Genomic DNA, 23668 nt, shown 5'->3' on the forward strand with positions numbered 1-23668 from the left:
CCACCCGTCTCCGAGCTGTCCCTGTCTGTGTGCCGGGGTCCGTGTGCCGGGGCCGGATCCACCACGATCACCAGGAGAGATCATGTCCACTCCCACCACCGGCGAGCCGGCCGCGCCGCAGACGAGCCTGGGCCCTTTCTCCGCACCAGGCGCCAGCCCGACGCCGTGGGAGGAGACGGAGTGGGCCCTGCGCCGGATCCAGAAGTTCCAGCTCTGCACGGTGCGCAGGGACGGCCGCCCACACGTGACACCGCTGCTGGCGATCTGGGCGTTCGGCGCGATGTGGTTCATCACCGGCGAGAACGAGCAGAAGGCCGTCAATCTCAGCACCAACCAGCACTGCGCACTGACCGGCGGCACCGACACCCTGACCGGCACCGACTACGTCATCGAAGGCACGGCGAGCCTGGTCACCGACGAGGCCACCCGGCATTCCGTGACGACCGCGTTCGAGCACGCTTATGGCTGGCAGTTCACCCGTGAAGACGGAACCTGGCACCAGGTGGGCGACGCCGTCAGGTCCGGAACCGTCCACCTCTACCGGGTCCAGCCGGACAAGGCGTTCGCCTTCGCCGGCGGGACCCGGTCGTCCCAGACGCGTTACCTGTGGCGGTGAGCGCTCTCCCGGGCTGCCGGCGAGCTCAGGTGACGGCCAGGCGGGTGACGTAAGCGGGGTCGCGCCAGAGCTCCTTGTCCAGCACCTCCAGCAGGGTCGTGGCTGCGTCGTGCACGTCGGCGTAGCCGATGTAGAGCGGCGCGAAGCCGAACCTGAGGATGTCGGGCGCGCGGAAGTCCCCGTGCACGCCGCGGTCGATCAGCGCCCGCATCACCGGGTAGCCGTCAGGGTGGCGCAGGCTGACCTGGCTGCCCCGTTCCCTGGGGTCCGCCGGTGAGACCAGCTCCAGCGCGTCGCCGACCAGATCGATGAAGAGCGAGGTCAGCGCCATGCTCTTGGCCCGCACCTGGGCCAGGTCCACCCGCTCCCAGATGTCCAGCGTCGCCTCAAGCGCGGCGAACGACAGCACGTGCGGGGTGCTCACCGCGAACCGCCTGATGCCCTCGGCCGGCCGGAAGTCCTCCTCGAACGCGAACGGCTCGGCGTGACCGTGCCAGCCGGACAGCACGTTCTCGGCGTCGGCCTGGTGCCGCGGGCTGACGTAGAGGAACGCGGGCGCACCGGGACCGGCGTTCAGGTACTTGTACGTACATCCCACCGCGAAGTCGGCTCCTGCGAAGTCGGCCCCAGCGAAATCGGCCCCATTGGCCCCGGCGCCCCCGAAGTCGGCCCCAGCGGCGCCCACGCCCGAGACGTCCACCTCCATCGCGCCCACGCTGTGGCACAGGTCCCACACGATGAGCGCCCCCGCCGCGTGCGCCTCGGCGGTGATCGATCGCATGTCGCGCCGGGCGCCGGTGCGGTAGTCCACCTCCGACAGCAGCACCACGGCCGCGTCGTCGAAGCGTCCCTCGGCCAGGTCGCGCACCTCGTAACGATCATCGCCCAGCAGCCGGGTCAGCCCCTGCACGATGTAGTGGTCAGTCGGGAAGTTCCGCACCTCGGAGACGATCACCCGGCGTTCAGGACGCAGTCTCAGCGCCGCCGCCACCGCCTGGAAGATGGCGATCGAGGTCGTGTTGCCCACCACGACCTGCCCCGGCCCGGCGCCGATCAGGGGTGCCAGCCGGTCGCCGGTGGTCAGGGGCTGGGCGTACCAGCCGGCGTGGTTCCAGCCGCCGACGAGCTGCGCGCCCCACTCGTCCTCGACCGCCTGCCGCATCCGCTCGGAGGTGCGCCGGGGCAGCGCGCCGAGCGAGTTGCCGACGAGGTAGATCACACCGTCCGGCAGCACGAACTCGTCCTTGAAGGCCCGCAGCGGATCCTCGGCGTCGAGGGCGAGACACTGGTCGCGGTCCACGGCCACTCCTGTCATGACGAAATAGTGAATATCACCCTATTTCGCCATTATGGGACCAGACCCAGGAACGCCTCCGCGTTACCCCCGAGCAGCTTCGCGCGGGCCGTACCGGACAGGAAGCCGGCCCGCCTGATCAGGGCGCCCGACGGCGACTCCCCCAGCGGATAGGGAAAATCGCTGCCGAGCAGCACCCGATCCTCTCCGAACGTGTCGACGAGCAGGCGCAGCGCCCGCTCGTCGAAGACGGCAGAGTCGACGGCGAACCTGCCGAGATAGCGGGACGGCGGCCGCTCGGAGCCGCCGACCACGTCGTGCCTGCGGTGCCAGGCGTTCTCCACCCGCCCGAGCCAGAAGGCGAACGAGCCGCCCCCGTGCGCGAAGCAGATCCGCAGCGTGTCCGGCACCCGGTCGAACACGCCGCCGAGGATCATCGCCAGGATGGACAGGTGGGTCTCGGCCGGCATCCCGACCAGCCACTGCGCCATCCAGCGGGCCACCCGAGGGCCCGCCGGCAGGTCCCACGGGTGCACGAAGACGGGCACGTCCCGATGGGCGCAGTGCCGCAGGAACTCCACCACGCCGGGATCGTCGAGGTCGCGGTCGCCGACGTGGTTGCCGATCTCGACGCCCCGGTGACCGGCGGCCAGGCAACGATCGAGCTCGGCGCAGGCCAGCTCGGGGTCCTGCAGCGGCACCTGACAGAACGGGATCAACCGCTCGTCGGAGCAGATCTCCAGCGCCAGGTCGTTGAAGATCCGCGCGATCCGCACGCCCTGCGCGGCCGGCCGGTCGTAGCCGAAGAAGACCGGCGTGGGCGAGACGACCTGAAGGTCCACGCCGTCCGCGTCCATGCGCTCCAGCCGGACCCGCGGGTCCCAGCAGTCGTCCTGGACTGTGCGGAAACTGCGGTCGCCGACGAGGATCGTCGCCTCGCGCTCCGAGTCGATCCGGAGCCGGGGCGCCCCGGGCCAGCCCAGGTCGGGCCAGCCCTTGGGCACGTGGTGCGTGTGGACGTCGATGACCATGGAGGACCGGCTACCCCTTGCCCGGATGCAGGGCGCCGCACCGGCCGCAGGTGCGGGCCCGCTCGTCGGCGTAGTACGCCTCGAAGACCGGCGGCAGGTCCTTGACGATGTCGCGTACCTGCAGCTCGACCTCGTGGACGAGGCCGCCGCAGCGCTCGCAGTACCACTGGAACCTCTCCGGTTCGCCCTCGGGGCGGATGCGCTCCACCACCAGCCCGACCGACCCGGCCTCCGGCCGCTGCGGCGAGTGCGGCACGCGCGGCGGCAGCAGCCACATCTGCCCCTCGCGGACGTGCACGGTCTCGGGGCCGTCGGCGGTGACGACGTTGACGTGCATGTTTCCGCGGATCTGGTAGAAGAGCTCCTCGTACGGGTCCACGTGGAAATCGGTCCTCGCGTTGGGCCCGCCGACCACCATGACGATGAAGTCGTTCGCCTGCTCGAAGACCACCTTGTTGCCGACCGGCGGCATGAGCAGGTGGGCGTGCTCGTCGATCCACTTCGTGAAGTCGATGGGGACGATCATGATCGCTCCTGTGGATGGTAGGCGACGGCCTGCATCTCGATGAGGAGGTGGGGGTGCGGGAGCTGGTGCACCGCGACCGTGGTCCTGGTGGGCCCCTCCTCGTCGAAGAACTCCGCGTAGACCTCGTTGTAACCCCTGAAGTCGTTCATGTTGACCAGGTACGTGGTGATCTGCACGAGGTCGGCCAGGGATCCGCCGGCGGCCTTGAGGATGTCGCCGATGTTCTCGATGACCGCCCTGGTCTGGGCCCTGATGTCGAGGTTCGTCGTGCCGTGCTTGTCCACCTCCACGCCCACGAACGTGTCGTCGAGGCGCCGGCAGCTCGTGCCGGAGACGTACAGGAAGTCACCCGCCCTCTTGACGTGCGGGAACCTGCCTCGCGGCGCGGCCTTGCCCGGAACGCGGATGGCCTTGGGCCTCACTTCCCGAACACCGCCCGCACCGATCCCAGCCCCTCGACGCTCGCCTCGAACACGTCTCCGGGCCCGATGGACACCACGGGGCCGAGGGCGCCGGTCAGCACCACGTCGCCGGCCCGCAGCGCGTAGCCGGTGCGGCCGAGCCGGGTGGCCAGCCAGACGGCGGCGTTGAGCGGGTGGCCCAGGCACGACTCGCCCGACCCCGTCGAGACCTCTTCGCCGCCGCGCGTCATCGTCATCTTGGCCGCCCGAAGGTCCAGCCCCATGAGCGAGACGGGCGTGCTGCCCAGCACGAACGCGCCGGCCGAGGCGTTGTCGGCGACCGTGTCGGCCAGCGTGATGTCCCAGTCGGCGATCCGGGAGTCGGCGATCTCGATCGCCGGCAGCACGAAGTCGACCGCCCTGATCACGTCGGCCACCGTGAAGGGGCCGCCCTCCAGGTCGGCGCCGAGCACCAGCGCGACCTCCGCCTCGGCCTTGGGCTGCAGGAACGGCTCCAGCGGGATCGGCAGCCCGTCGCGGTGGTACATGTCCGCGAACAACATGCCGAAGTCGGGCTGGTCGATGCCGAACTGCTGCTGCAGCAGCGGGTTGGTGACGCCGATCTTCCGGCCGATCAGCCGCCGCCCTGCGGCCAGCGCCCGCTTCGTGCCGATCTCCTGTACGGCGTACGCGTCGGCGGCGGTGCTGACCAGGTCCCTGATCGGCGCACAGGGCTTGCCGGAGAGTGCGGCCTCGGCCAGCCGGTCGGCGGCCTGGGCGTGCGCGTTCACTGCCTGGGACCATTCGTCATGCATCGGACTGCTCCAGTTTGATGGTGATCGTGGTGGGTTCGGAGTAGAAGTCGAGCGATCGGGTGCCGCCCTCGCGGCCGATGCCCGACAGCTTCACGCCGCCGAACGGCGTGCGCAGGTCGCGCAGGTACCAGGTGTTCACCCAGACGAGCCCCGCCTCCAGGCGCTGCGCCACCCGGTGCGCGCGGTCGAGACTGGTGGTCCACAGCGTGGCGGCCAGGCCGTAGTCGCTGCCGTTGGCCAGGTCGATCGCCTCGGCCTCGCTGTCGAAGGGGGCGACGTGACACACGGGGCCGAAGATCTCCTCCCTGTTGAACCTTGACCATTCCGACAAGCCTGTCACTACCGTCGGTTCCACGAAATATCCGGAATCGCGGTGGTCGCCGAACAGGGGGACACCGCCTCCCGCCAGCACCTTGGCTCCCTCCGAGCGGGCCAGGGCGTAGTAGGAGAGCACCTTCTCGCGATGTTCGGCCGAGATCATCGGCTGGAGATCGACCTCCTGGGCGCGCACGGCCAGCCGGGCGCAGAACTCCTCGAAGATCGAGCGTTGCACGTAGAGCCGCTCGGTGCACAGGCAGACCTGGCCGCCGTTGGTGAAGACCGACTTCACCGCGCCCTCGACCGCCCGGTCGAGATCGCAGTCCTCGAAGATCAGCCCGGCGTTCTTGCCGCCCAGCTCGAACGAGATCGGCTTGACCCGCTCGGCCGCCGTGATCATGATCGCCGTGCCGGTCCTGGTGGACCCGGTGAACGTCACCCCGTTCACGCCCGGATGCTCGACCAGCAGTTGCCCGACAGGCCCGTGCCCGAAGATGATGTTGACCACGCCCGGCGGCAGCCCGGTGTCGGCGCAGATCTCGGCGAACACCGCCGCCGAGCCGGGCGTCTGCTCCGACGGCTTGACCACCACGGTGTTGCCCGAGACGAGGGCGGGGGCGAGCTTCCAGGTCATGAGCAGGAACGGCAGGTTCCACGGCACGATCACCCCGACCACGCCGAGCGGTCTGCGTACGGTGTAGCTGAGCGTCCCCGACAGGTGGAAGGCGTCGTCGGGACGCTGGGCCGCGATCTCGGCGAACGCGCGGAAGTTCGCGATGCCGCGCGGGATGTCGAGCGTGCGGGTCTGGTCGAACGACTTGCCCGTGTCGGCGATCTCCGCGGCCACCAGGTCGTCGAAGCGCGCCTCGACGCCCTCGGCCAGGCGCCGCATCCATCCGGCCCGCTCGCCGACGGGCAGCGCAGCCCAGTCGCGGGCCGCCTCCCTGGCCGCGCGCACCGCCCGGTCGACGACCTCGGGATCGGCCTCGTGCACCTGCCTGACCACCGCGCCCGTCACCGGATCGTGCACGGGGAACGCCTTGCCCGCGGCCACCGGCTCGCCACCGATGAAATGGGTCAGCACAACACTCTCCTCATCTCTCCCTCGCCTTTCGGTCTGGACGGATGTGCGGCTCGTGGACCTTCGAGCGTCCCGGGGACACGGAACCTCTGATCGCATCGTCTCGCCGGATCGCGGCGCGCGCTATGAGCGATGCTGGTGAACATGCAGATCCGAACAGACAGCATCGCCGCCCATGACGGCTCCTTCGACGTACGCGTGTGGCTTCCCGACGGCGGGAGCGGCCCGGGGATCCTGCTCGTCCAGGAGATCTACGGCGTCGGCCCCTACATCGAGAAGGTCGCCGCCGACCTGGCTTCACGCGGTTACGTGGTGGCCGCGCCCGATCTGTTCTGGCGGTTGCAGCCGCACTGGGTCGGCGAGCACACGCCCGAGGGCACGCAGACCTCCATCGCGCTGGCCGAGGGGTTCGACTTCGCCCAGGGCGTGGCCGACTGCGCGCTCACGGTCGCCCATCTGGCCGCGCTGCCCGAGGTGCGCGGCGGCGTCGGCGCGGTCGGGTTCTGCCTGGGCGGCTCGCTCGCGTACATGCTGGCCACCCAGGTCGAGCTGGCCGCGGTGCTGTCGTTCTACGGCTCGGCCGTGCCCGAGGGCACCGGCCTGATGGAGCGCATCCAGGCGCCGCTCCTGCTGGTCTTCGGCGGCGCAGACCCCTTCATCGCCCGCGAGCGGGTGGCCGTGGTCGAGAAGGCCGCGGAGTCCAGGCCGAACGTGACCATGCATGTGGAGGAGGAGGCCGGCCACGCCTTCCACAACAGCGAGGCGCCGATGTTCTACCGGCCGGAGGCGGCGGAGCGTACGTGGGGGGTCGCCATGGCCTTCCTCGACGAGCATCTGCCCGCCCGATGAGACCTGTCCAGATGGACATCTTCCGGTACCCCTAGATCAATCGCCATGATGGTCGGATGGCGCGGACGTGGGAATTGTGGGGAAACGTCATTATTGCTGGTACGTTTGCACTCCCTGTCGCCTTGCTAGCAATCTTGGTTCTCCGCCGCCACCGCGCTCGCGCCGGCCGTCCGGCACCCCTGCGCACCTCGATCGCCGACGTCGGCATCGTGGCCGGGACCGCACCCTGGATCTGGATGATCCTCACGCCCTCCGACGGCGAGCCGGGAGTCGGGCTCGTCCCGTTCGCCGACCTCGCGGACCTGGTGACGGCACCGTGGGAAGCGGTGTCGGTGCAGGTGGGAGGTAATCTGCTGGTTTTCGCCGCGCTGGGCGCGCTGCTGCCGGTACGCAGCGCGGCGATGTCCTCTCCCGCCCGCGTTGCGGCCGTCGCGGCGGCATTTTCGGTCCTGGTCGAGGTGCTCCAGTACGTGCTGCGACTGGGTCGTTTCTCGTCCGTGGACGACGTCATCCTCAATACGGCCGGCGCCGTGATCTTCTCTTTGGTTACTCGCCGCTGGTGGGCCGATCGAATACCGGCCGGGACCGTTCCACACTAACGGTCCGCTAAAACATCGCGGAATTCACCACACGGGCACGATCCTCTCAAAATCAGCCCGCGACCAAGCCCTGCATCTGTGCGATCGTGGACAAGACGGGGCAAGTTCTCTGGAGACGCCACTACCCGGTTGGTGACAGAGGGTGATCAAAGTTGTCTGAATCCCCGGTACCCCACGAGCCCCCTATCTATCGACGCATCGCCGACGGCCTCCGCGCCCGGATTCTGTCCGGCGAACTGCGCGACGGGGACCGACTACCGGGCGAGAACGCGCTGATGGCCGAATACGCAATCGCACGAGCCACCGCCAGGCAGGCGCTTGCCGTACTGATCAACGAAGGGCTGGCGGTGCCCAAACGAGGCTCGGGGGTTTACGTGCGGCTGTTCAAACCGATCCGCAGGCACGGCTCGCGCCGCCTGTCACGAGAGCAGTGGGGTCAGGGACGGGCCATCTGGGACGCCGACGCGCGGGGGCGGCCGTTCACCGTCGACCGGGTGGAGGTGGCGCTGGAGCGCGCCACCGAGGAGGTGGCCGGGGTACTCGAAAGCGTCGAGGTGTGGGTACGGCGGCGGCGCTACTCGGTCGACGCCAGACCCGTGCAACTGGCCACGTCCTACTTCCCCGCCCACCTGGTCCAGGGAAGCGCGATCACCCTCGCGGACACCGGCCCCGGCGGCGTCTACGCCCGACTGGGCGATCTGGGGCTGCCTCCGGTCCACTTCACCGAGGAGGTGCGCGCCCGCATGCCAGGACCGCGCGAGAGCGGGCTGCTCGACCTGCCCGGTGGCACGCCCGTGATCGTCATCTCGCGGACCGCGTACACGTCGGGAGGGCTGCCGATCGAGCTCAACGAGATGGTGCTGGACTCGGCGGCTTATGTACTCCAGTACGACTTCGACGCGTGATTCAAGGCGATCTGTCAAGCGATAGGTTGACCTGACCGTCACGATCATAGAAATTCTCTAGAGAAGTGGCGCATCGTGTAGAGAGATGGAACCTCGCCTGGGGCCCGGGAAAGGCGGACGGAGATGTCCTTTGACCGACATCTTGCCGACATCGCCCGGGAGTACCCCCACTGGACCATCTGGCGGAGCGACGCGGGCCGCTGGTGGGCCACGAGACACCATCCGCTCAGCGTGGCGCAGCGCGATGCCGGATGTGCGATGACCATCGACGCGGACGACCCGGAGGGACTGCGCGACCATCTCCGGGACCAGGAGAGGCGGGCCGGTGAGCACCAGACGTGGCGGGCCGGCCCCGCACCTCCTTGACGCGGGCCGTGGAGCGTTCCCCGGCCCGCGCACACGAGCAGCCCGGTGCCGGGTTCAGCGTCTCGGCGGCCCCGGTACCGGGCCCCCAAACAGGAGGGGCCACGAACGCGGAAGCCTCCGACCCTATCGGGGGCGGGGGCTTCCGCTTACGACCTGCTCGTGGACCTATCCGGGGTGCCGCCTTGTGGCCTACTTGTGGGCCTCTGACAGCCGGACGATGTTGACGTCCGTATCGTCCGAGATGCCGTCTTCCCGGGCCTGAGGCCGCGGCTCGGCCGCGTCCTTGTCGATGACGACCTCAACCGTCTCCTCGGGGTCGAGGACCACGCGTACGTCCTCCTGGACGCCCTCCTGGGCGACCTCCTGAGCGTCATGGACGGCCGGCTGCGCCGCCGGCGGGGCGATTGCTTCCGGCACCAGCGGGCCGGCGTTCGCCTCCGCCCGCATGAGGTCGCCGAGCACCGCGCTGACCTCCGTGAGCCGGCGCACGACCTCCGAATGGGTGTTGCTCAGGTAGTCGACCCGCCGCCCGGCCTGCTCGTCCAGCGCGGCGGTGCGCTGCCGCGCCTGCTCCAGCATGGAGTCGGCCTCGCTGCGCGCGCTGGTGACGATCTGCTCGGCCTGCGCGTTGGCGGACTGCACCGTCTGCTCGGCCTGCGCCTGGGCGTTCGCGATGGCCTGCTCCGCCTCGGCCCTGGCGCTGGTGATGGCCTGGTCGGCCTCGGTACGAGCGCCCGTGACGAGCCGCTCGGCCTCGGCCCTGGCCGCCTTCAGCGTCTCATCGGCCTCGGTGCGGGCGGAGGTGAGCTGCTCCTCCGCGTCGCTGCCCGCCTGGGCGAGCATGTTCTCGGCCGCCTGGGTGGCCTCGCTCACCCGCCGCTCCGCCTCGGCCTGCGAGGAGGTGAGGATCTTGTCGGCGGTCTCGCGCGAGCTGCTGAGCAGCCGTTCGGACTCGGCCTTGGCCGACTCGCGCACGCTGGCGGCCTCGGCCTCGGCGTCCTCGCGCTTGGACGCGGCCTCCTCCTCGCCGAGCCGGAGGATCTGCGCGAGCCGGGGGCTGAGGTCCTCGTAGCTCTGCGGCGTCTCGACCATGCGCCGGCGGGCCTCCGCCAGCTCGATCCGGCCCTGCTCGGCCTGCTCGATGGCCCGTGCCAGCCGCTCTTCCAGGTCCCTTATCTGGTTACGGGTTCGCATCATGTAGTCGTGGACCTGGCGGCGGTTGTAGCCGCGCATCACGACCTCGAACGTGTCCTCTTGCATCAGATCGGGAATGCTCTCGTGCTGGTGTGTCATGGGGGTTACCTAAGGGTGGTTTGCGTGAGGCGGGGGAAAACTGCGGGTTGTGAGGGTCTGGCAACGGGACGTCAGGAAACGACTTTCCTGCCATCTGCCCACGTCCGCAACCCGAACGCCATACCCCGAGCTGGAATTACGATGTCTCGAATGTACATAGCAGCGTTGGACAACGGAGCAGTGCCCGACATACACCCCGATGCGTACATCGCCCACGGCGCCGTCGTGGTCGGCGCCGTACGTGTGGGCCGGGCATCCAGCATCTGGTACGGCTCCGTTCTCCGGGGGGACGACGAGCGGATCGAGGTCGGCGAGGAGTGCAACGTACAGGATCTGTCCTGTCTCCACTCCGACCCGGGTGAGCCCGCGATCCTGGAGGACCGCGTGAGCCTGGGCCACAAGGCCATGGTCCACGGCGCCCACGTCGAGTCGGGCTCGTTGATCGGCATCGGCGCCATCGTGCTGGGCGGCGCCAGGATCGGCGCGGGCACGCTCGTGGCCGCCGGAGCGCTCGTCGGCCCCGGCAAGAAGATCCCCGCGGGCGTGCTGGTCGCCGGCGTGCCCGGCAAGATCGTGCGCGAGCTCACCGACGACGACCGCGACTCCTTCGCCAGGACTCCTGACAACTACATGGCCAAGGCGATCAGGCACCGGCAGGCGTCATCGCTTTGATGAGCACCTCGTCCGACACCGAGGCGGTGTTGAGCGGGTCGGCGTACTCGGGCAGCTCGGGCCGCAGGAAGCGGACGAAGTCGACCGTGAGCTTGAGGTCTGGCGTGCCCGTGACCTGCTTGGCGTTGCCCTTGGTGGCGTCCTTCTTGAGCAGGCTGTAGCTGTCCCAGTCGGTGTAGGCCGTCACCCCCCACTGGAGCACGTCGGGGAGGGTGGACGGCCAGCGCCGGCCCACCTTCCACGCGCCGCCGTCCTCCTTGTAGAGGGCGACGAAGACCCGGCCCACCCTGGCCAGCGCGAGGTCGACCCAGCCGCTCTTCACGGCCAGCTCCTGCGGCTTGGAGCTGCCGTCCTGGGTGTACTTCACCTCGACCTGGCCGCTCTTCTCGCCCGTGCCCACGGCGGCCGACACCCAGTTGGGCTTGGCGTACGAGCCGGGCTGGCGCGCCATCAGCCCGCCGAGCGAGAACTTGCGCTTCGGCCACCCGCTGCCGCTCCTGCCCGTGACCTTGACCCGGGCGTGCATGACGATGTCGCCGGCCAGGTCCTGGTAGACGAAGGGCCCGCGGAAGCCGTCGAACCAGGCCGAGGTCTTCGGCTCTAAGTACATCGAGCCCTTCACGGTCTTGTTGACGTCGTACTTGGCGATGCGGTCGACGTCCTTCTCGGTCTCGCTCAGCTTGGTCCACGCCGACAGGTCGGCGGCGTCGTCGAACTCCGTCGATGCCTCACCCACCTCCCCGCCGGACGCCGGCGGACTGGCGTTCTGTAACGTGAGGATGCCGGGACCCGTGAGCGTCGGCTGCGGTGCCGCTGTGGTCCCGCAACCGGAGAGCACACAAACGACCACCGACAACCCTGCTACCTTCGCCCTCATAGCGGACATTGTGCCGTGAAAAGCCGATGGATGATCCGAGTACCACCAGTACGATGACCGCCGTGCCACCCTGGGATGCGTTCACCGCCGCGGAGGCGGAGGTCCGTGCCATGGTCGCGGACCCACGCTGGCAGCGTCTTCCCCTACCCGATCGTGCCCACGTCCTGGCCGCCAGAATTCTTGTGACCCCAGATGGCGATCGGTGGCTCTTCGGCGCCCACGCGCGCTGGCACCTGCTCGACCCGGCCGACGGCCGCTGGCACCTCGCCCCGCCGGCCAGACGCGTACGCGCGCGCCAGGTGGGGCACGCGACGACGACCCTGCCCGACGCCGTGGTGCCGCAGGGCTACGACTTCCACGCCGAGCCCGCTTCCACGCAGGCGTTCGTCGGCCCCGACGTGCCCGAGACCCTCACCGAGCAGCTCAGGGTGCTCCTTCGCGCGAGCGGGCGCAAGTCGGAGCTGGACTACCCGCTGACGGCGTTCGGCGAGATCTTCGCCTCCGACGTGCCCAGCACGGTGGCGGCCGTCTGGGGCACGATCATGTGGTGCGCCTACGCGCCCGCCTTCGACGGCAACGAGCGGCTGATCACGGTGTTCGGCGAATACCTGCGCCGCCCCCTGCCCGGCGACGAGTGGGTGCGCTGGCTGCCCGCGCCGCCGCTGCTCGACCTCGTCACGCTCGTGGCCGAGCGGCTGCGGGCCGGGCGCTCGCGGGCGGCGCTACGGCTGGCCGCCGTGATGGCGGACGCGGCGCAGATCCTGCTGCTCGACACCCGGTTCAGGCCGCGGGCGCTGGCGCTGCTCACGATGGTCGAGCCGATGCTGCGCACGGCCAGGCCTGAGGACTTCCGCGGCGAGTTCACCAGCGGGCTGCACAGCGCGTACCAGGACGCTGCGGGGAACGGCTCATTGACGGGCCCGCACAGCCGGTCGCAGGACTCCCGGCCGGACTTCCAGCGGGAGGACGCGGCGCTGCGTGAGGCGTGGCTGGAGCGGGTGCCCGCGCGGCTGTGCCGGGCGCTGCTGGTGGAGAACGACCTCGAGGCGCACTTCTCGCACACCGTGTACGACCTCGTCGACGCGCTGTCCTTCATGCCGGACCCGCCGGCGGCCGCGGCCACGTTCCTGGCCGATCTGTCCGACTCCAGGCGGATGCTGCCGGGGCGGCTGGATCATCGGCTGCGGATGGCGTACGAGGAGCTGGCCCGCGCGGGGCGGGTCGGGACGTCCGCGGCCGACTCGACGGAGCCCGACGGCTTCCCGGTCCGTACGGGCGGACTCACTGGCGGGCTCACGGGCGGGCCCGAGCCGGTGCTGGAGGTGACGCCGCCGGACCGGGCGAGCGCGGCGGCGGTGCTGGGGGCGGCCTACGCCATGGGGCTCGCGTGGGGGCGGCTGACGGGAGCCAGGGTGCCCGAGCGGGGGCTGGCAAGTCAGTCGGCACTCGTACGAAAGATCGTCCATCAACGCGACGACCATCACACAGGTCACATCTAAACCACAAATACCGATATTTCCACCTTACCTCCCCTATATCGTTCTAACACTTCCGATAACAGTTAATTAGCTGAATTGTGATCTCGGCCTCGGGAAATGATCCCCGAGGGGCCCCCGCGGCGCTGAAAGGAATGACTCCGATGGGCCATGTCGCCCGCAGAGTCTCCGCCGTAACCTCGTAGAGGGTGTGGGCTGCGGAAGGAAGGACGACGCGGTGGGGCACGATGACCTGGACTCTCGGGTCCACGACCGTGTCGCGTTGGACGAGATTGCGCTCTACGCCGAGGTGCTCACGGCCGTGGCTGTCAGCGAGCGGCGGCTGACCTTGGACGAACTCGACGACGCGCTCGGATTGCGGACTTCGGCGAGCCGCTGAAGGACCAACGATTACTAGCCCCGGGGACCTAGTTCCCGGCTCCAATGGGGTCGGGAACACCGGTTTCCGGGGTTTCACATAACTAGTCAATCCACCGCCGGTCGATCCGACTTTCGGACGAGAGGCGCACCTACGAGCGGACGAGCCGGGCGATCGCCGCCGAGGCCTCCTTGACCTTCGCCTCGGCCTCCGGCCCGCCGGTGTTGATCGCGTCGGCCACGCAGTGGGAGATGTGCTCCTCCAGCAGCCCGAGCGCCACCGCTTGCAGGGCCCTGGTCGCCGCGGAGACCTGGGTGAGCACGTCGATGCAGTAGGCGTCGTCGTCGACCATGCGCTGCAGACCTCTGATCTGCCCCTCGATCCGTCGCAGGCGAGTCAGATATGCCTGCTTGTCCCCGCTGTACCCATGCATGCTTCTACGGTACCCGGAGAAGGTATCGCTCAGCGGAGCCCGTCGATCAGCTTCTCCCACTGCTCGGCCACTTCGTCGGCCGAGTGACGCACCGCGGTGTCGAGCGCCCCCGCCGCGAGCGAGCGCCGCCTGCGCTCGTCGTCGATCAGCGCCAGCAGCGCCCCTGCGAAGAGCTGCTGGTCGCTCTCGGACTCGGGCACCAGCACCCCGTTGTAGCCCGTCGCGACGAACTCCCTGGGCCCCCTGGCCCCGTCGAAGGCCACCACGGGCACCCCGCACCCCATGGCCTCCAGGACCGTCATGCCCAGGTCCTCGCCGCGCGAGGGGTTGGCCACGATCGACGCCTTGGCGAACTCGCCAGCGAGGTCGGGGGTGGTGCCCATGAAGTAGACGTGGTTGTGCAGGTGCAGCTCGCGCACCAGCGCACGCAGCCTGCGCTCCTCGGGGCCGCCGCCGTACAGCCGCAGCCGCCAGTCGGGGCGCTTGTCGGCGACGATCGCGAACGCTCTGATCAGCCGGTCGTACGCCTTCACCGGCACCCACCGCCCGCCGGCGGCGACGATCCTGTTGTCCATCCGCGAGCGCGGCCACGGGCCGCGCGGCAGCGCGTCCAGCACGCTGTGCACCACAGGCCCGCCGCCGCCTGGCACGTCGAGCAGCCTGACCCAGTCCTCCTGGGCCGACTCCGTGGCCGTCACGACGGCGTTCAGGCGCGGGTAGAGGCGTTGCACGGGCCCGGGCACCGACGGCCTGCCCCACTCACGGGCGATCTTGATGGTCTCGCGCGGCGCGTGCCTGGCCGCCTGGACGCTCAGCCCCGGCCTGGTCGTGATCAGCACGTCGCACTTGAGGTTGCGCAGCATCCGCCACAGCGCCACCTCGGTACGGACCTGGCCGCGCGGCAGCAGGTGCCTGACCCCCGGCCTGGCGTCCACGACGCTGCGCATGGCCACCTTGGGCCCGACGGGGAAGAACGGCTTCTCCTTCTGCCGCCGGATGCTGATGACCTCGACCTCGTGCCGCTCCGCGAGCGCGGTGGCCAGGTTGAGCGTGGCGCGCACGTCGCCGCGCATGGCGTACGCGGAGGTGAGGACGAGGCTGACCTTCATCCGCCGACCTCGATCCGCAGCTCGTCGTCGGCGGTGTAGCAGGGTCTGATGAGCACGCCGTCCACCCGGGAGGACGGATAGTGCAGCCGGCGCCGTTTGCCGTCCACGTCGTCGAGCCTGGCCCCGAGGCGCAGCGGCGTGGGCACGCCCTCGACCTCCAGCGCCGGCTCCCACGTGCCCGAGCCTTCGGCCTCCTCGTGGCCGGCCGCCAGCACGTCGACCAGCGACACGGCCGCGTGGAAGCGCACGCCCTGGACCGTGGCCGTGGCCGACAGGTGGGCCCCGGTCAGGCGGCGGTCGAGCGTCAGCGTGGCCTCGTGGCGGGTGTCGTCGTCCTCCAGCCCCGTGTAGGCCAGCAGGCCCATCACCTCGAAACGGCCCTCCCTGAACCAGATGGAGCGCACCTCGGCCACCGGCTCGGCGTCGGAGATCTTCAGCGCCAGGAAGCCGTTGCGGGTGCGGTAGGAGCGGTAGGCGAGGGTGCGCTTGCACAGCGCGTACGCGTCGAGGTGGTCGAGCGAGAAGCCGGGATCGACGCTGCGCAGCCTGCTGCGTTTGCCGTCACGGCGCAGATAGGCGTCCCAGCGCCCGGTGCTGAGGTCCAGTGGCTCCAGCGAGACCGACAGCGTGGCCTCGCGCGCCCGAGCGCGTGACGTCCGGAGCAGCACGTCGCGTTCCACCCCCGTGGTGCGATGCCTGAGAACGAGTTCGGTGCCGTCTTCCAGAGGTTCGTCGATGGCTAGCCGCAGGGAGAGTACGTCGGCCAGGGTGACTTCGGCGTCCGTGACGACGACGCCCATCACTAGCCCCCTCCCCGTCGAATAGAGCCATGCGACGTTGAGGTTACCGTGATTTTCCCGTTATGTGGATGCTGGATTTCTCCCAGCCACACCCGTTGACATGCGAAACTCCTCCACAACTGGTGTGGAGGAGTCCGACTGACGACGGTCAGGAAGTGCCCTTGACCGACTTGATCAAGAGCTGGGCGACGTCCACGACTTCGAGCGTCTCCTTGGCTTCGCCGTTGTTCTTCTTCTCGTTGATCGCGTCTCCGAGCATCACCATGCAGAACGGGCACGCGGTCGAGACCGTGTCAGGATTCGTGGTCAGCGCCTCGTCCACCCGCTCGGTGTTGATGCGCTTGCCGATGCGCTCCTCCATCCACATGCGCGCGCCGCCGGCGCCGCAGCAGAAGCCGCGGTCCTTGTGGCGGTGCATCTCCTGGGTCTGCACGCCGGGCACCTTCGCCATGATGTCGCGGGGCTGGGAGTAAACCTTGTTGTGGCGGCCGAGGAAGCACGGGTCGTGGTAAGTGATCTTCTCCTCGATCGGCGTGACCGGGGTGAGCAGCCCCTCGTCCACCAGCTTCGACAGCAACTGGGTGTGGTGCACGACCTCGTACGTGCCGCCGAGTTGCGGATATTCGTTGGCCAGGGTGTTGAAGCAGTGGGGGCAGGTGGCCACGATCTTCTTCACGCCCGCCTCGTTGAGCGTCTCGATGTTCTGCTGAGCGAGCATGTTGAACAGGTATTCCATGCCCAGCCGCCGCGCCGGGTCGCCGGAGCACGCCTCCATCGGGCCGAGCACCGCGAACTTCACGCCCGCGATGTGCAGCAGCTCCGCGACCGCCTTGGTGGTCTTCTTGGCCCGGTCTTCGAGCGCGCCCGCGCAGCCCACCCAGAACAGGTATTCGGCGTCCTCGGGCATCTTGTCCTCGACCATCGGCACTTCGAAGTCGAGTTCCTCGATCCAGTCGGCCCGCTTCATCTCGGACATGCCCCACGGGTTGCCCTTGTTCTCCAGGTTCTTCACCATCACGCCCGCCTCGGACGGGAACGACGACTCCACCATCACCTGGTAGCGGCGCATGTCGAGGATGTGGTCGATGTGCTCGATGTCCACCGGGCACTGCTCGACGCAGGCGCCGCAGTTGGTGCAGGACCAGAGCACGTCGGGGTGGATCACGCCCTCCTCGCCGACCAGCGGCTTTTCCAGCAGGGCGAGCACGTCGGTGTCCTTGTGCTCGACGCCGTTGGCCGCCGCCAGCAGGTAGGGGGCCACCGCGAAGGCGTGGTCGCGCTGGTCGAGGATGAGCATCTTCGGCGACAGGGGCTTGTCGGTGTTCCACGCCGGGCACTGGGACTGGCAGCGGCCGCACTCCGTACAGGAGTAGAAGTCGAGGAAGCCCTTCCAGGTGGTGTCGGCGATCTTGCCGCGCCCGAGCCGCTCGGGGTCGAGGTCCTCGTCCTCGAAGTCGACCGCCTTGCCGTCCACGCGCATCTCGGGCGCGCCGCCCATTCCGTCGGGGCGGCGGGAGAAGAGCACGTTGATCGGCGCGGTGAAGATGTGCAGGTGCTTGGAGTTGACCACGATGACCAGGAACACCAGCATGAAGCCGATGTGCAGGAGCAGCGCGATCTCCTCGAGCAGCGAGCTGGCCGGCAGCGCGTCGCCGAGCGCGAGCGAGACGAACGCGCCGGAGGAGTAGGGGAAATTCCCGTTGGCCGCGGCCGCGCCTCTGGCCAGGAACAACGTCCAGATGATGTTGAAGATCATGAACAGGACGAGCCAGGCGCCGCCGAGGTGCGAGCCGGAGAAGCGGGATTCGCGGCCGAGCGTCTTGGGCGAGTTCTTGATCCGGATGGCGGCGAAGGCGATCAGGCCGAGCACGCACGCCACCGCGATGAAGTCCTGGAGGAAGCCGAGCACGCCCCAGGTGCCGATGAGCGGGATGTGGAAGTCGGGGGTGCCGGTGATCGCGCCCTGGACGATGGCGCCGTACGCCTCGATGTAGACGGTCAGCAGGATGAAGAACGCCCACATGACGAAGAAGTGAGCCACGCCCGACGGCGTCCACTTGAGCAGCTTGCGCTGCCCGAACACCTCGACGAGCTGGGCCTTGATCTCGTCGCCCGCGTGGGCCTTGGCGTAGTCGATCCGCTCGGGAGCGGGTGGGCCCACGGTCGCGAGCCGGTAGAGGAACATCACTCTGCGGCCGGCCACGGCCACCGCCAGGATGGTCATGACGAGCCCGACGATGGCTACCCAGAGCACGGGATCCTCCCACAGACGACGTTGGCTGTCAGCGTACGGTGACCCGCCGATCAGGCGTTCAACCCGATCCTACCCGTGAGTAACTTCAGCGGGTCACGTGACATACCCTAAGGTCATCGCCGCCTCCAGAACAATGCTCTAATCTGGCCCTTCGGGCGCGAAGTAGCGCTGGAGGGTCGGGCCGAGCAGCGCCACCAGCTCGTCATGGGTGGCGCTGGCCATGGGCTCCAGCCTGAGCACGTAACGCGCCATGATCACGCCGAACATCTGCGCGAAGCCCGCCTCGACCCGCAGGTGCGGCACCTGGAGCCGGTCGGCCACCTGGTAGAGCAGGGCGTTGGAGATGAACTCGCGGAACATCGCGGCCGCCTGCTCGTTCGTCATCGCCGAGCGGATCAGCGCCACCATCGGCTCGCGGGTCTCGGCCGAGGCGGTGACGCGCAGGATCATGCGCACCAGCCGCTCGCCGATCTCCGTACGCGGGCCGTCGAGCAGCAGCGGGATGACGTCCTGAGGGGTGATCGGCAGCTGCATCGCCGCGGTGAAGATGCCCTCTTTGGTGTCGAAGTAGTGGTGCACGAGGGCCGGGTCGACCTGGGCCTCCCTGGCGATGCCGCGTACGGTCGCCTTGTCGAAGCCCTTCTCGGCGAACACCCTCCTGGCCGCCGTGAGGATCTCGCCGCGCGTGTCGGCCGAGCCCGGCCTGCGCCCCGGCCGCCGTTTCGCCGGCGTACCGCTCACCGGCCCACCGCCAGGTAGACCCGCATCGGCACGGACAGCACACCCTCGGGGAACGCCGCGCGCAGCTCCACCCGCTGCCGGTCGACCAGCTCGTCGGCCCGCTCCTTGGACAGCGCTGCCATGTAGGAGTGGGAGCGCAGGTCGAGCAGGAAGTGCTCGATGCCGACCAGCCTGGTCCAGGGGATCCAGCGCTCCTCGACCACCTCGAAGGCCGAGGCGATCGGCGGCACCGACCACTCCTCGACCGCCGGCCCCCAGTAGGTCGGAACCGCCTCGGCCAGCCGGGCCTCATAGGCGGCCAGCCACTCGGCCTGGGAGGCGTGGTGGAAGTTCCAGCAGCCCGCGATCGCGCCACCGGGCCGCAGCACCCGCCGCGCCTCGTTGATCGACAGCACGGGGTCCAGCCAGTGCCACGACTGGGCGTACATCACGAGCTGGGCCGTCTCGCCGGCCAGGGGCAGCACGTTGCCGTCGGCCAGCACGGCGGCCACGGGCGCGCCTTCGCCTGAACGCTCGCCTGCTCGCTCGCCTGCTCGCTCACCGGCCTGCTCACCGGCCTGCTCGTCGGCACGGCTCCTGGACACCAGGCGCGCCAGCATCGGCTCGCCCGGGTCGACCGCCACCACCCGGGCGCCGCGCGCCCTCAGGCCGCGCGTCATGATGCCGGTGCCCGCGCCGACGTCGACCACGGTCGCGCCGTCGAGGTCGACGCCGCTGACCTCGCCCAGCGCGCGGTAGACCTCGTCGGGGTAGCCGGGCCTGCCCTCGTCGTACGCGTCCGCCACCCGGTCGAAGGTCCTGCCCAGGTCCTTGATCGGCCCTGCGTTCATGTGGATGCCGCGTTCATGGAGGTTGCCACCAGGATCATCTAGAAGCCGCCAGGTGCAACCTGGCGAAGGCCAGCCCTTCCGCCAGATCGTCGATCCGTTCGGTGCGGCTGGCCGCCTTCCGGGTGTTGATCTCCAGGACCACGAGCCCCGAGTAGCCGTTGCCGGCCAGCCGCTCCAGCATCGGCGCGCACGGCTGGTTGCCCCTGCCGGGCACCAGGTGCTCGTCCTTGTTCGTCACGCCGAGACCGTCGGCGAGATGGAGGTGCGCGAGCCTGTCGCCGAGCTTGACCGCCATCTCCATGGCGTCGGAGCCCGAGACCGCCGTGTGTGACAGGTCCAGCGTGACCTGGGGGAAGTCGTAGTCGATCGGATTCCAGTCGGGTGAATAGGGCACCACGTCGTTGGCCCTGGCCCGCAAAGGGAACATGTTCTCCACCGCGAACGCGACATCCGTCTCATCCCGCATCCTGGCCAGCCCGGTCTCGAAGTCACGGGCGTAGTCACGCTGCCAGCGGAACGGCGGATGGACCACGACCGTGGAGGCGCCCAGCCGTTCGGCCGCCTTCTGCGCCTTGACGAGCTTTGCCCACGGGTCACGGCCCCAAACCCGCTGGGTCACCAGCAGACAGGGCGCGTGGATGGCCAGCACGGGCACCTGGTAGTGCTCGGACAGCCGCTCGATCACGTCGATGTCCTGGCTCACCGGGTCGGCGCCGACCATGATCTCTACGCCGTCGTATCCCAGGCGCGCGGCCAGCTCGAACGCATCGGGAGTGCGTTCCGGATATACCGAAGCGGTGCTCAGCGCGATCTTCGCGCTGGGCACGCGGATGACATCAGCCACATTGCCAGCCTAAGCCGGAGAAGGCGATCTGGCGCGCGGCCACCCGTGGTGAGCCGTGTCTCAGCGTCTCGTCGGGGACGGCGGCACGCTCGTGACCTCGGCCCCGGCGCCGAACGCGGCCCTTCCCTTGCGGCGACACATCGGGGTCCGCGGGCGCGTCCGAGGCCGCGGCTTTTCCTGGGCGGAGGTGCCTCTACCGTGGTGGCATGTCCCGGATAGCGAAAGGTGCGATCCCCAGCCCCAACATCTGGAACACCCCCCAGACCTACGAGCTGGAGAACCGCGCCGTCGACCCCGACGGCGCGGCCGACGCGGCGATGCGCGCCCTGCGCCCCTGGGGCGGCGCCACCGTCCTCGACATCGGCTGCGGCACCGGCTACCACCTGCCGGTCCTGGCCGCCGAGGCCGCCAGGGTGATCGGCGTGGAGCCGCACGGAGACCTGGCCGCCCTGGCCCGCCGCCGCTGCGCGGACCTGCCCAACGTCAGCGTGCACGCCGCGGCGGCCCAGGACCTGCCGCTGCCCGACGCGGGGGTGGACGTGGCCATCGCGCGGTGGGCGTACTTCTTCGGGCCAGGCTGCGAGCCTGGCCTGCGTGAGCTGTCCCGGGTCGTCCGCCGTGGCGGAGCCGCCTTCGTCCTCGACCTCGACGCGGCGCGGGGGTCGTTCGGCCGCTGGTTCTCCCGTACGGTGCCCACCTACTCCGTCCGCGAGGTCGAGGCGTTCTGGGACCGGCAGGGCTGGCAGCGCCGGCCGCTCGACCTGCGGATGACGTTCCGGCGGCGGGCGGACCTGGAGGCGGTGCTGCGCATCGAGTTCACGCCCGAGGTGGCGGAGCAGGCCATCGCCGAGACGACCGGGCTGGAGCTGGCCTACCCGAACGTCCTGCGCTGGCGCTACTTCTGACCACGACCGCGACGTCGTACTTCACCGCTTGACCTTGACACAGGCGTCAACGTTTACCGTGGACGCATGCGCATCGGTGAGCTGGCGGAACGCACCGGAGTGAGCACCCGCTCGCTCCGCTACTACGAGCAGCACGGGCTCCTCCGCGCCCGCCGCGGCTCCAACGGCTACCGCGACTACGCCGAGGACGACGTCCGGCTGGTGTCCGAGATCCGGGCCCTGCTCCAGATCGGCTTCACGCTGGAGGAGACCAGGCCGTTCGTCGACTGCCTGCGCCGGGGACACAGCACCGGCGGCTCGTGCGCCGAGTCGGTCGAGGTCTACGAGCGCAAGCTGACCGAGATCGACCAGGAGATCCGGGTCCTGCTCGCCCGCCGCGCCGAGGTGGCCGCCCAGCTCGCCCAGTCCTGCCCAGGTTGCTTTGTGAGGGGATGAAGATGATCACGTTGACCACGGACAACTACGAGGAGCAGGTGCTCAGGAGCGACAAGCCGGTGCTGGTCGAGTTCTGGGCCGAGTGGTGCGGGCCGTGCCGGATGGTCGGGCCCGTGCTGGAGCAGATCGAGGCCGAGCACGGCCTGACGATCGGCAAGCTCAACACCGACGAGAACCCCGAGATCATGGCCAGGTACGGGGTGATGGCCGTGCCGACGATGCTGCTGTTCGAGAACGGCGAGCCGGTCAAGCAGATCGTGGGCGCCAAGCCGAAGCGCATGCTCGTCGCGGAGCTGGGCCTGGCGTAGGCCGCCGCGTGCCCGACATGGCCGCGCGCGGATCCGCTCTCTCGAAGATTGTCGGCCCGAGCCGCTAGCCTGCTCGGCATGGCCAAGACAGCCCAGAAGCCCGGATACCGCTGTGCCGAGTGCGGGTGGCGCACCACGAAGTGGGTCGGCAGGTGCGGCGAGTGCCAGGCGTGGGGCACGGTCGACGAGGAGGGCGCCCGCGCCGGGGTCAACGTCGTCCAGGCGGGCGCGACGACCGCGCCCGCGCTGCCGATCGGCCAGGTCAAGGCCGAGCTGGCGACCGCCCGCACGACCGGCGTGGCCGAGCTCGACCGGGTGCTCGGCGGCGGGCTGGTGCCGGGCGCGGTCGTGCTGCTGGCCGGCGAGCCCGGCATCGGCAAGTCCACCCTCCTGCTGGAGGCCGCGGCCCGCATCGCCGAGCGCGACACCGTCCTCTACGTGACAGGCGAGGAGTCCGCGGCCCAGGTGCGCTTGCGGGCCGACCGCATCGGCGCGATCCAGGACCGGCTCTACCTCGCCGCCGAGACCGAGCTGTCGGCCCTGGTGACCCACGTGGAGAAGGTGGAGCCCCGGCTGCTGGTGGTCGACTCGGTCCAGACGATCGGCTCCGCGCAGGCCACCGGCGTGCCGGGCGGGGTGACGCAGGTGCGCGAGGTGGCGGCCAACCTGGTCCGGATGGCCAAGGAGCGCAACATGGCCACCGTCCTGGTGGGCCACGTCACCAAGGAGGGCTCCATCGCCGGCCCCCGCACCCTTGAGCACCTCGTCGACGTGGTGCTCAGCTTCGAGGGCGACCGCCACTCCCGGCTGCGCATGGTGCGCGCGATCAAAAACCGGTTCGGCCCGATCGAGGAGGTCGGCTGCTTCGATCTGCACGAGCGCGGCATCGAGGGCATCACCGACCCGAGCGGGCTGTTCGTCTCCCGGCGCAGCGAGCCGGTCCCCGGCACCTGCGTCACCGTCACCGTCGAGGGCACCCGTCCGCTGCCCGCCGAGGTGCAGGCGCTCGTCGCCCGCACCGACGCCCAGCAGCCCCGGCGCACCTCATCCGGCCTCGACACCTATCGCGTGCAGATGATCCTGGCGGTGCTGGAGCGCCGGCTCAACGCCCGGCTCGGCGGCTGCGACGTGTTCACCGCGACGGTCGGCGGCATCAAACTGTCCGATCCTGCGGTCGATCTGTCCGTCATGCTCGCCGTGGCCAGCGCCGCCGGCGACAAGCCGCTGCCGTCCGGCCTGGTGGCGCTGGGCGAGGTGGGGCTGGCGGGCGAGTTGCGCCCGGTCAAGGACGTGCGCAGGCGGCTGACGGAGGCCGCGCGCCTGGGTTTCAAGCGCGCCCTCGTGCCCGCCGGATCCCTCGAAGAGGCCGGTCGCAGACGTGGCGGGCAGCGAGCTCTGGTGCCGGTGGGGCCGGTGGCGTTCGCGCCCGGGTTCGAGGTGGTCCAGGCGGAGAACGTCTGGGACGCACTCACACACGTCACATGAGCACGGCTAAGCTGAGGTGACCGATCG

26 protein-coding genes are annotated in these 23668 nt (G+C 69.7%); 11 read left to right on the top strand and 15 right to left on the bottom strand.

What is annotated here, in order from left to right; all coding sequences use genetic code 11:
- The first annotated feature begins 82 nt into the window (after window positions 1–82).
- A complete protein-coding gene (locus AB0C27_RS21665; RefSeq protein ID WP_357846548.1) occupies window positions 83–616 on the top strand; it encodes a pyridoxamine 5'-phosphate oxidase family protein in 534 nt (177 codons plus the stop codon).
- Between the two features lie 25 nt (window positions 617–641).
- On the opposite strand, the gene AB0C27_RS21670 is transcribed toward AB0C27_RS21665, so the two are convergent.
- The 6 genes from AB0C27_RS21670 to AB0C27_RS21695 are packed head-to-tail and all read right to left on the bottom strand — an operon-like array spanning window position 642 to window position 6085.
- Window positions 642–1931, bottom strand: a complete 1290-nt coding sequence (locus AB0C27_RS21670; RefSeq protein ID WP_357846550.1) for an aminotransferase class V-fold PLP-dependent enzyme — start codon at window positions 1929–1931, stop codon at window positions 642–644.
- 32 nt (window positions 1932–1963) lie between these two features.
- Entirely contained in the window at window positions 1964–2941 is a 978-nt protein-coding gene (locus AB0C27_RS21675; RefSeq protein WP_357846552.1) for an amidohydrolase family protein, read from the bottom strand.
- A gap of 10 nt (window positions 2942–2951) precedes the next feature.
- Window positions 2952–3467, bottom strand: a complete 516-nt coding sequence (locus AB0C27_RS21680) for a 3-hydroxyanthranilate 3,4-dioxygenase (protein WP_357846554.1) — start codon at window positions 3465–3467, stop codon at window positions 2952–2954.
- Complete coding sequence (locus tag AB0C27_RS21685; protein ID WP_357846556.1) at window positions 3464–3889, bottom strand: RidA family protein; 426 nt, start codon at window positions 3887–3889, stop codon at window positions 3464–3466. The genes AB0C27_RS21680 and AB0C27_RS21685 overlap by 4 nt, the downstream gene beginning before the upstream one ends.
- Complete coding sequence (locus AB0C27_RS21690) at window positions 3886–4683, bottom strand: fumarylacetoacetate hydrolase family protein (protein WP_357846558.1); 798 nt, start codon at window positions 4681–4683, stop codon at window positions 3886–3888. The genes AB0C27_RS21685 and AB0C27_RS21690 overlap by 4 nt, the downstream gene beginning before the upstream one ends.
- Window positions 4676–6085, bottom strand: a complete 1410-nt coding sequence (locus tag AB0C27_RS21695) for an aldehyde dehydrogenase family protein (RefSeq protein ID WP_357846560.1) — start codon at window positions 6083–6085, stop codon at window positions 4676–4678. Before AB0C27_RS21695 ends, AB0C27_RS21690 begins: the two co-directional genes overlap by 8 nt.
- A gap of 141 nt (window positions 6086–6226) precedes the next feature.
- On the opposite strand from AB0C27_RS21695, the gene AB0C27_RS21700 reads away from it, so the two are divergent.
- From AB0C27_RS21700 to AB0C27_RS21715, 4 genes are all read left to right on the top strand, one after another.
- Entirely contained in the window at window positions 6227–6931 is a 705-nt protein-coding gene (locus tag AB0C27_RS21700; RefSeq protein WP_357846562.1) for a dienelactone hydrolase family protein, read from the top strand.
- A gap of 56 nt (window positions 6932–6987) precedes the next feature.
- Window positions 6988–7530, top strand: coding sequence for a VanZ family protein (locus AB0C27_RS21705; protein WP_357846564.1), 543 nt, complete (start codon window positions 6988–6990; stop codon window positions 7528–7530).
- A 152-nt stretch (window positions 7531–7682) separates the two neighbouring features.
- Entirely contained in the window at window positions 7683–8435 is a 753-nt protein-coding gene (locus AB0C27_RS21710) for a GntR family transcriptional regulator (RefSeq protein WP_357846566.1), read from the top strand.
- A 123-nt stretch (window positions 8436–8558) separates the two neighbouring features.
- Complete coding sequence (locus AB0C27_RS21715; protein ID WP_357846568.1) at window positions 8559–8801, top strand: hypothetical protein; 243 nt, start codon at window positions 8559–8561, stop codon at window positions 8799–8801.
- A gap of 189 nt (window positions 8802–8990) precedes the next feature.
- Here the strand turns inward: AB0C27_RS21715 and AB0C27_RS21720 are convergent, their stop codons facing one another.
- Window positions 8991–10094, bottom strand: a complete 1104-nt coding sequence (locus AB0C27_RS21720) for a hypothetical protein (RefSeq protein WP_357846570.1) — start codon at window positions 10092–10094, stop codon at window positions 8991–8993.
- A gap of 141 nt (window positions 10095–10235) precedes the next feature.
- On the opposite strand from AB0C27_RS21720, the gene AB0C27_RS21725 reads away from it, so the two are divergent.
- Window positions 10236–10766 carry a gamma carbonic anhydrase family protein gene (locus tag AB0C27_RS21725; protein WP_346100845.1) on the top strand — a complete coding sequence of 177 codons (531 nt, stop codon included), beginning with the start codon at window positions 10236–10238 and terminating at the stop codon, window positions 10764–10766.
- On the opposite strand, the gene AB0C27_RS21730 is transcribed toward AB0C27_RS21725, so the two are convergent.
- Window positions 10738–11502 carry a hypothetical protein gene (locus tag AB0C27_RS21730; protein ID WP_357846573.1) on the bottom strand — a complete coding sequence of 255 codons (765 nt, stop codon included), beginning with the start codon at window positions 11500–11502 and terminating at the stop codon, window positions 10738–10740. The genes AB0C27_RS21725 and AB0C27_RS21730 overlap by 29 nt on opposite strands.
- A gap of 194 nt (window positions 11503–11696) precedes the next feature.
- Between AB0C27_RS21730 and AB0C27_RS21735 the strand changes: the two genes are divergently transcribed.
- Complete coding sequence (locus AB0C27_RS21735) at window positions 11697–13142, top strand: hypothetical protein (protein ID WP_357846575.1); 1446 nt, start codon at window positions 11697–11699, stop codon at window positions 13140–13142.
- 506 nt (window positions 13143–13648) lie between these two features.
- On the opposite strand, the gene AB0C27_RS21740 is transcribed toward AB0C27_RS21735, so the two are convergent.
- From AB0C27_RS21740 to AB0C27_RS21770, 7 genes are all read right to left on the bottom strand, one after another.
- Window positions 13649–13930 (bottom strand): metal-sensitive transcriptional regulator, encoded by a 282-nt coding sequence (locus AB0C27_RS21740; RefSeq protein ID WP_080044376.1) that lies wholly within the window; start codon window positions 13928–13930, stop codon window positions 13649–13651.
- A gap of 29 nt (window positions 13931–13959) precedes the next feature.
- Window positions 13960–15039, bottom strand: coding sequence for a glycosyltransferase (locus AB0C27_RS21745; protein WP_357846577.1), 1080 nt, complete (start codon window positions 15037–15039; stop codon window positions 13960–13962).
- Window positions 15036–15839: a hypothetical protein gene (locus tag AB0C27_RS21750; protein WP_357846579.1), complete on the bottom strand. Its 804-nt coding sequence runs from the start codon at window positions 15837–15839 to the stop codon at window positions 15036–15038. Before AB0C27_RS21750 ends, AB0C27_RS21745 begins: the two co-directional genes overlap by 4 nt.
- 148 nt (window positions 15840–15987) lie before the next feature.
- On the bottom strand, window positions 15988–18093 hold the full coding sequence (locus tag AB0C27_RS21755; protein ID WP_357846581.1) for a (Fe-S)-binding protein: 2106 nt from the start codon (window positions 18091–18093) through the stop codon (window positions 15988–15990).
- Window positions 18094–18231: 138 nt separating this feature from the next.
- Entirely contained in the window at window positions 18232–18834 is a 603-nt protein-coding gene (locus tag AB0C27_RS21760) for a TetR family transcriptional regulator (RefSeq protein WP_357846583.1), read from the bottom strand.
- Entirely contained in the window at window positions 18831–19664 is an 834-nt protein-coding gene (locus AB0C27_RS21765) for a class I SAM-dependent methyltransferase (RefSeq protein ID WP_357846585.1), read from the bottom strand. The genes AB0C27_RS21760 and AB0C27_RS21765 overlap by 4 nt, the downstream gene beginning before the upstream one ends.
- Before the next feature lie 34 nt (window positions 19665–19698).
- Window positions 19699–20508, bottom strand: coding sequence for a sugar phosphate isomerase/epimerase (locus AB0C27_RS21770; RefSeq protein WP_346100837.1), 810 nt, complete (start codon window positions 20506–20508; stop codon window positions 19699–19701).
- Between the two features lie 206 nt (window positions 20509–20714).
- Here AB0C27_RS21770 and AB0C27_RS21775 point away from each other — a divergent pair, with 206 nt between their 5' ends.
- The 4 genes from AB0C27_RS21775 (at window position 20715) to radA (ending at window position 23641) form a co-directional block, all read left to right on the top strand.
- Window positions 20715–21413 (top strand): class I SAM-dependent methyltransferase, encoded by a 699-nt coding sequence (locus AB0C27_RS21775; RefSeq protein WP_357846588.1) that lies wholly within the window; start codon window positions 20715–20717, stop codon window positions 21411–21413.
- A gap of 66 nt (window positions 21414–21479) precedes the next feature.
- Window positions 21480–21848 carry a MerR family transcriptional regulator gene (locus AB0C27_RS21780; RefSeq protein ID WP_346100835.1) on the top strand — a complete coding sequence of 123 codons (369 nt, stop codon included), beginning with the start codon at window positions 21480–21482 and terminating at the stop codon, window positions 21846–21848.
- A 2-nt stretch (window positions 21849–21850) separates the two neighbouring features.
- The gene (gene trxA, locus AB0C27_RS21785; protein ID WP_357846590.1) at window positions 21851–22156 is read left to right on the top strand and encodes a thioredoxin; all 306 of its coding nucleotides are present in this window, start codon (window positions 21851–21853) and stop codon (window positions 22154–22156) included.
- A 78-nt stretch (window positions 22157–22234) separates the two neighbouring features.
- On the top strand, window positions 22235–23641 hold the full coding sequence (radA, locus tag AB0C27_RS21790) for a DNA repair protein RadA (protein WP_357846592.1): 1407 nt from the start codon (window positions 22235–22237) through the stop codon (window positions 23639–23641).
- Window positions 23642–23668 lie beyond the last annotated feature (27 nt).

Origin of the sequence: Nonomuraea sp. NPDC048882 (assembly GCF_040649755.1) — a bacterium.
GTDB classification, from domain to species: Bacteria; Actinomycetota; Actinomycetes; order Streptosporangiales; family Streptosporangiaceae; genus Nonomuraea; species Nonomuraea maheshkhaliensis.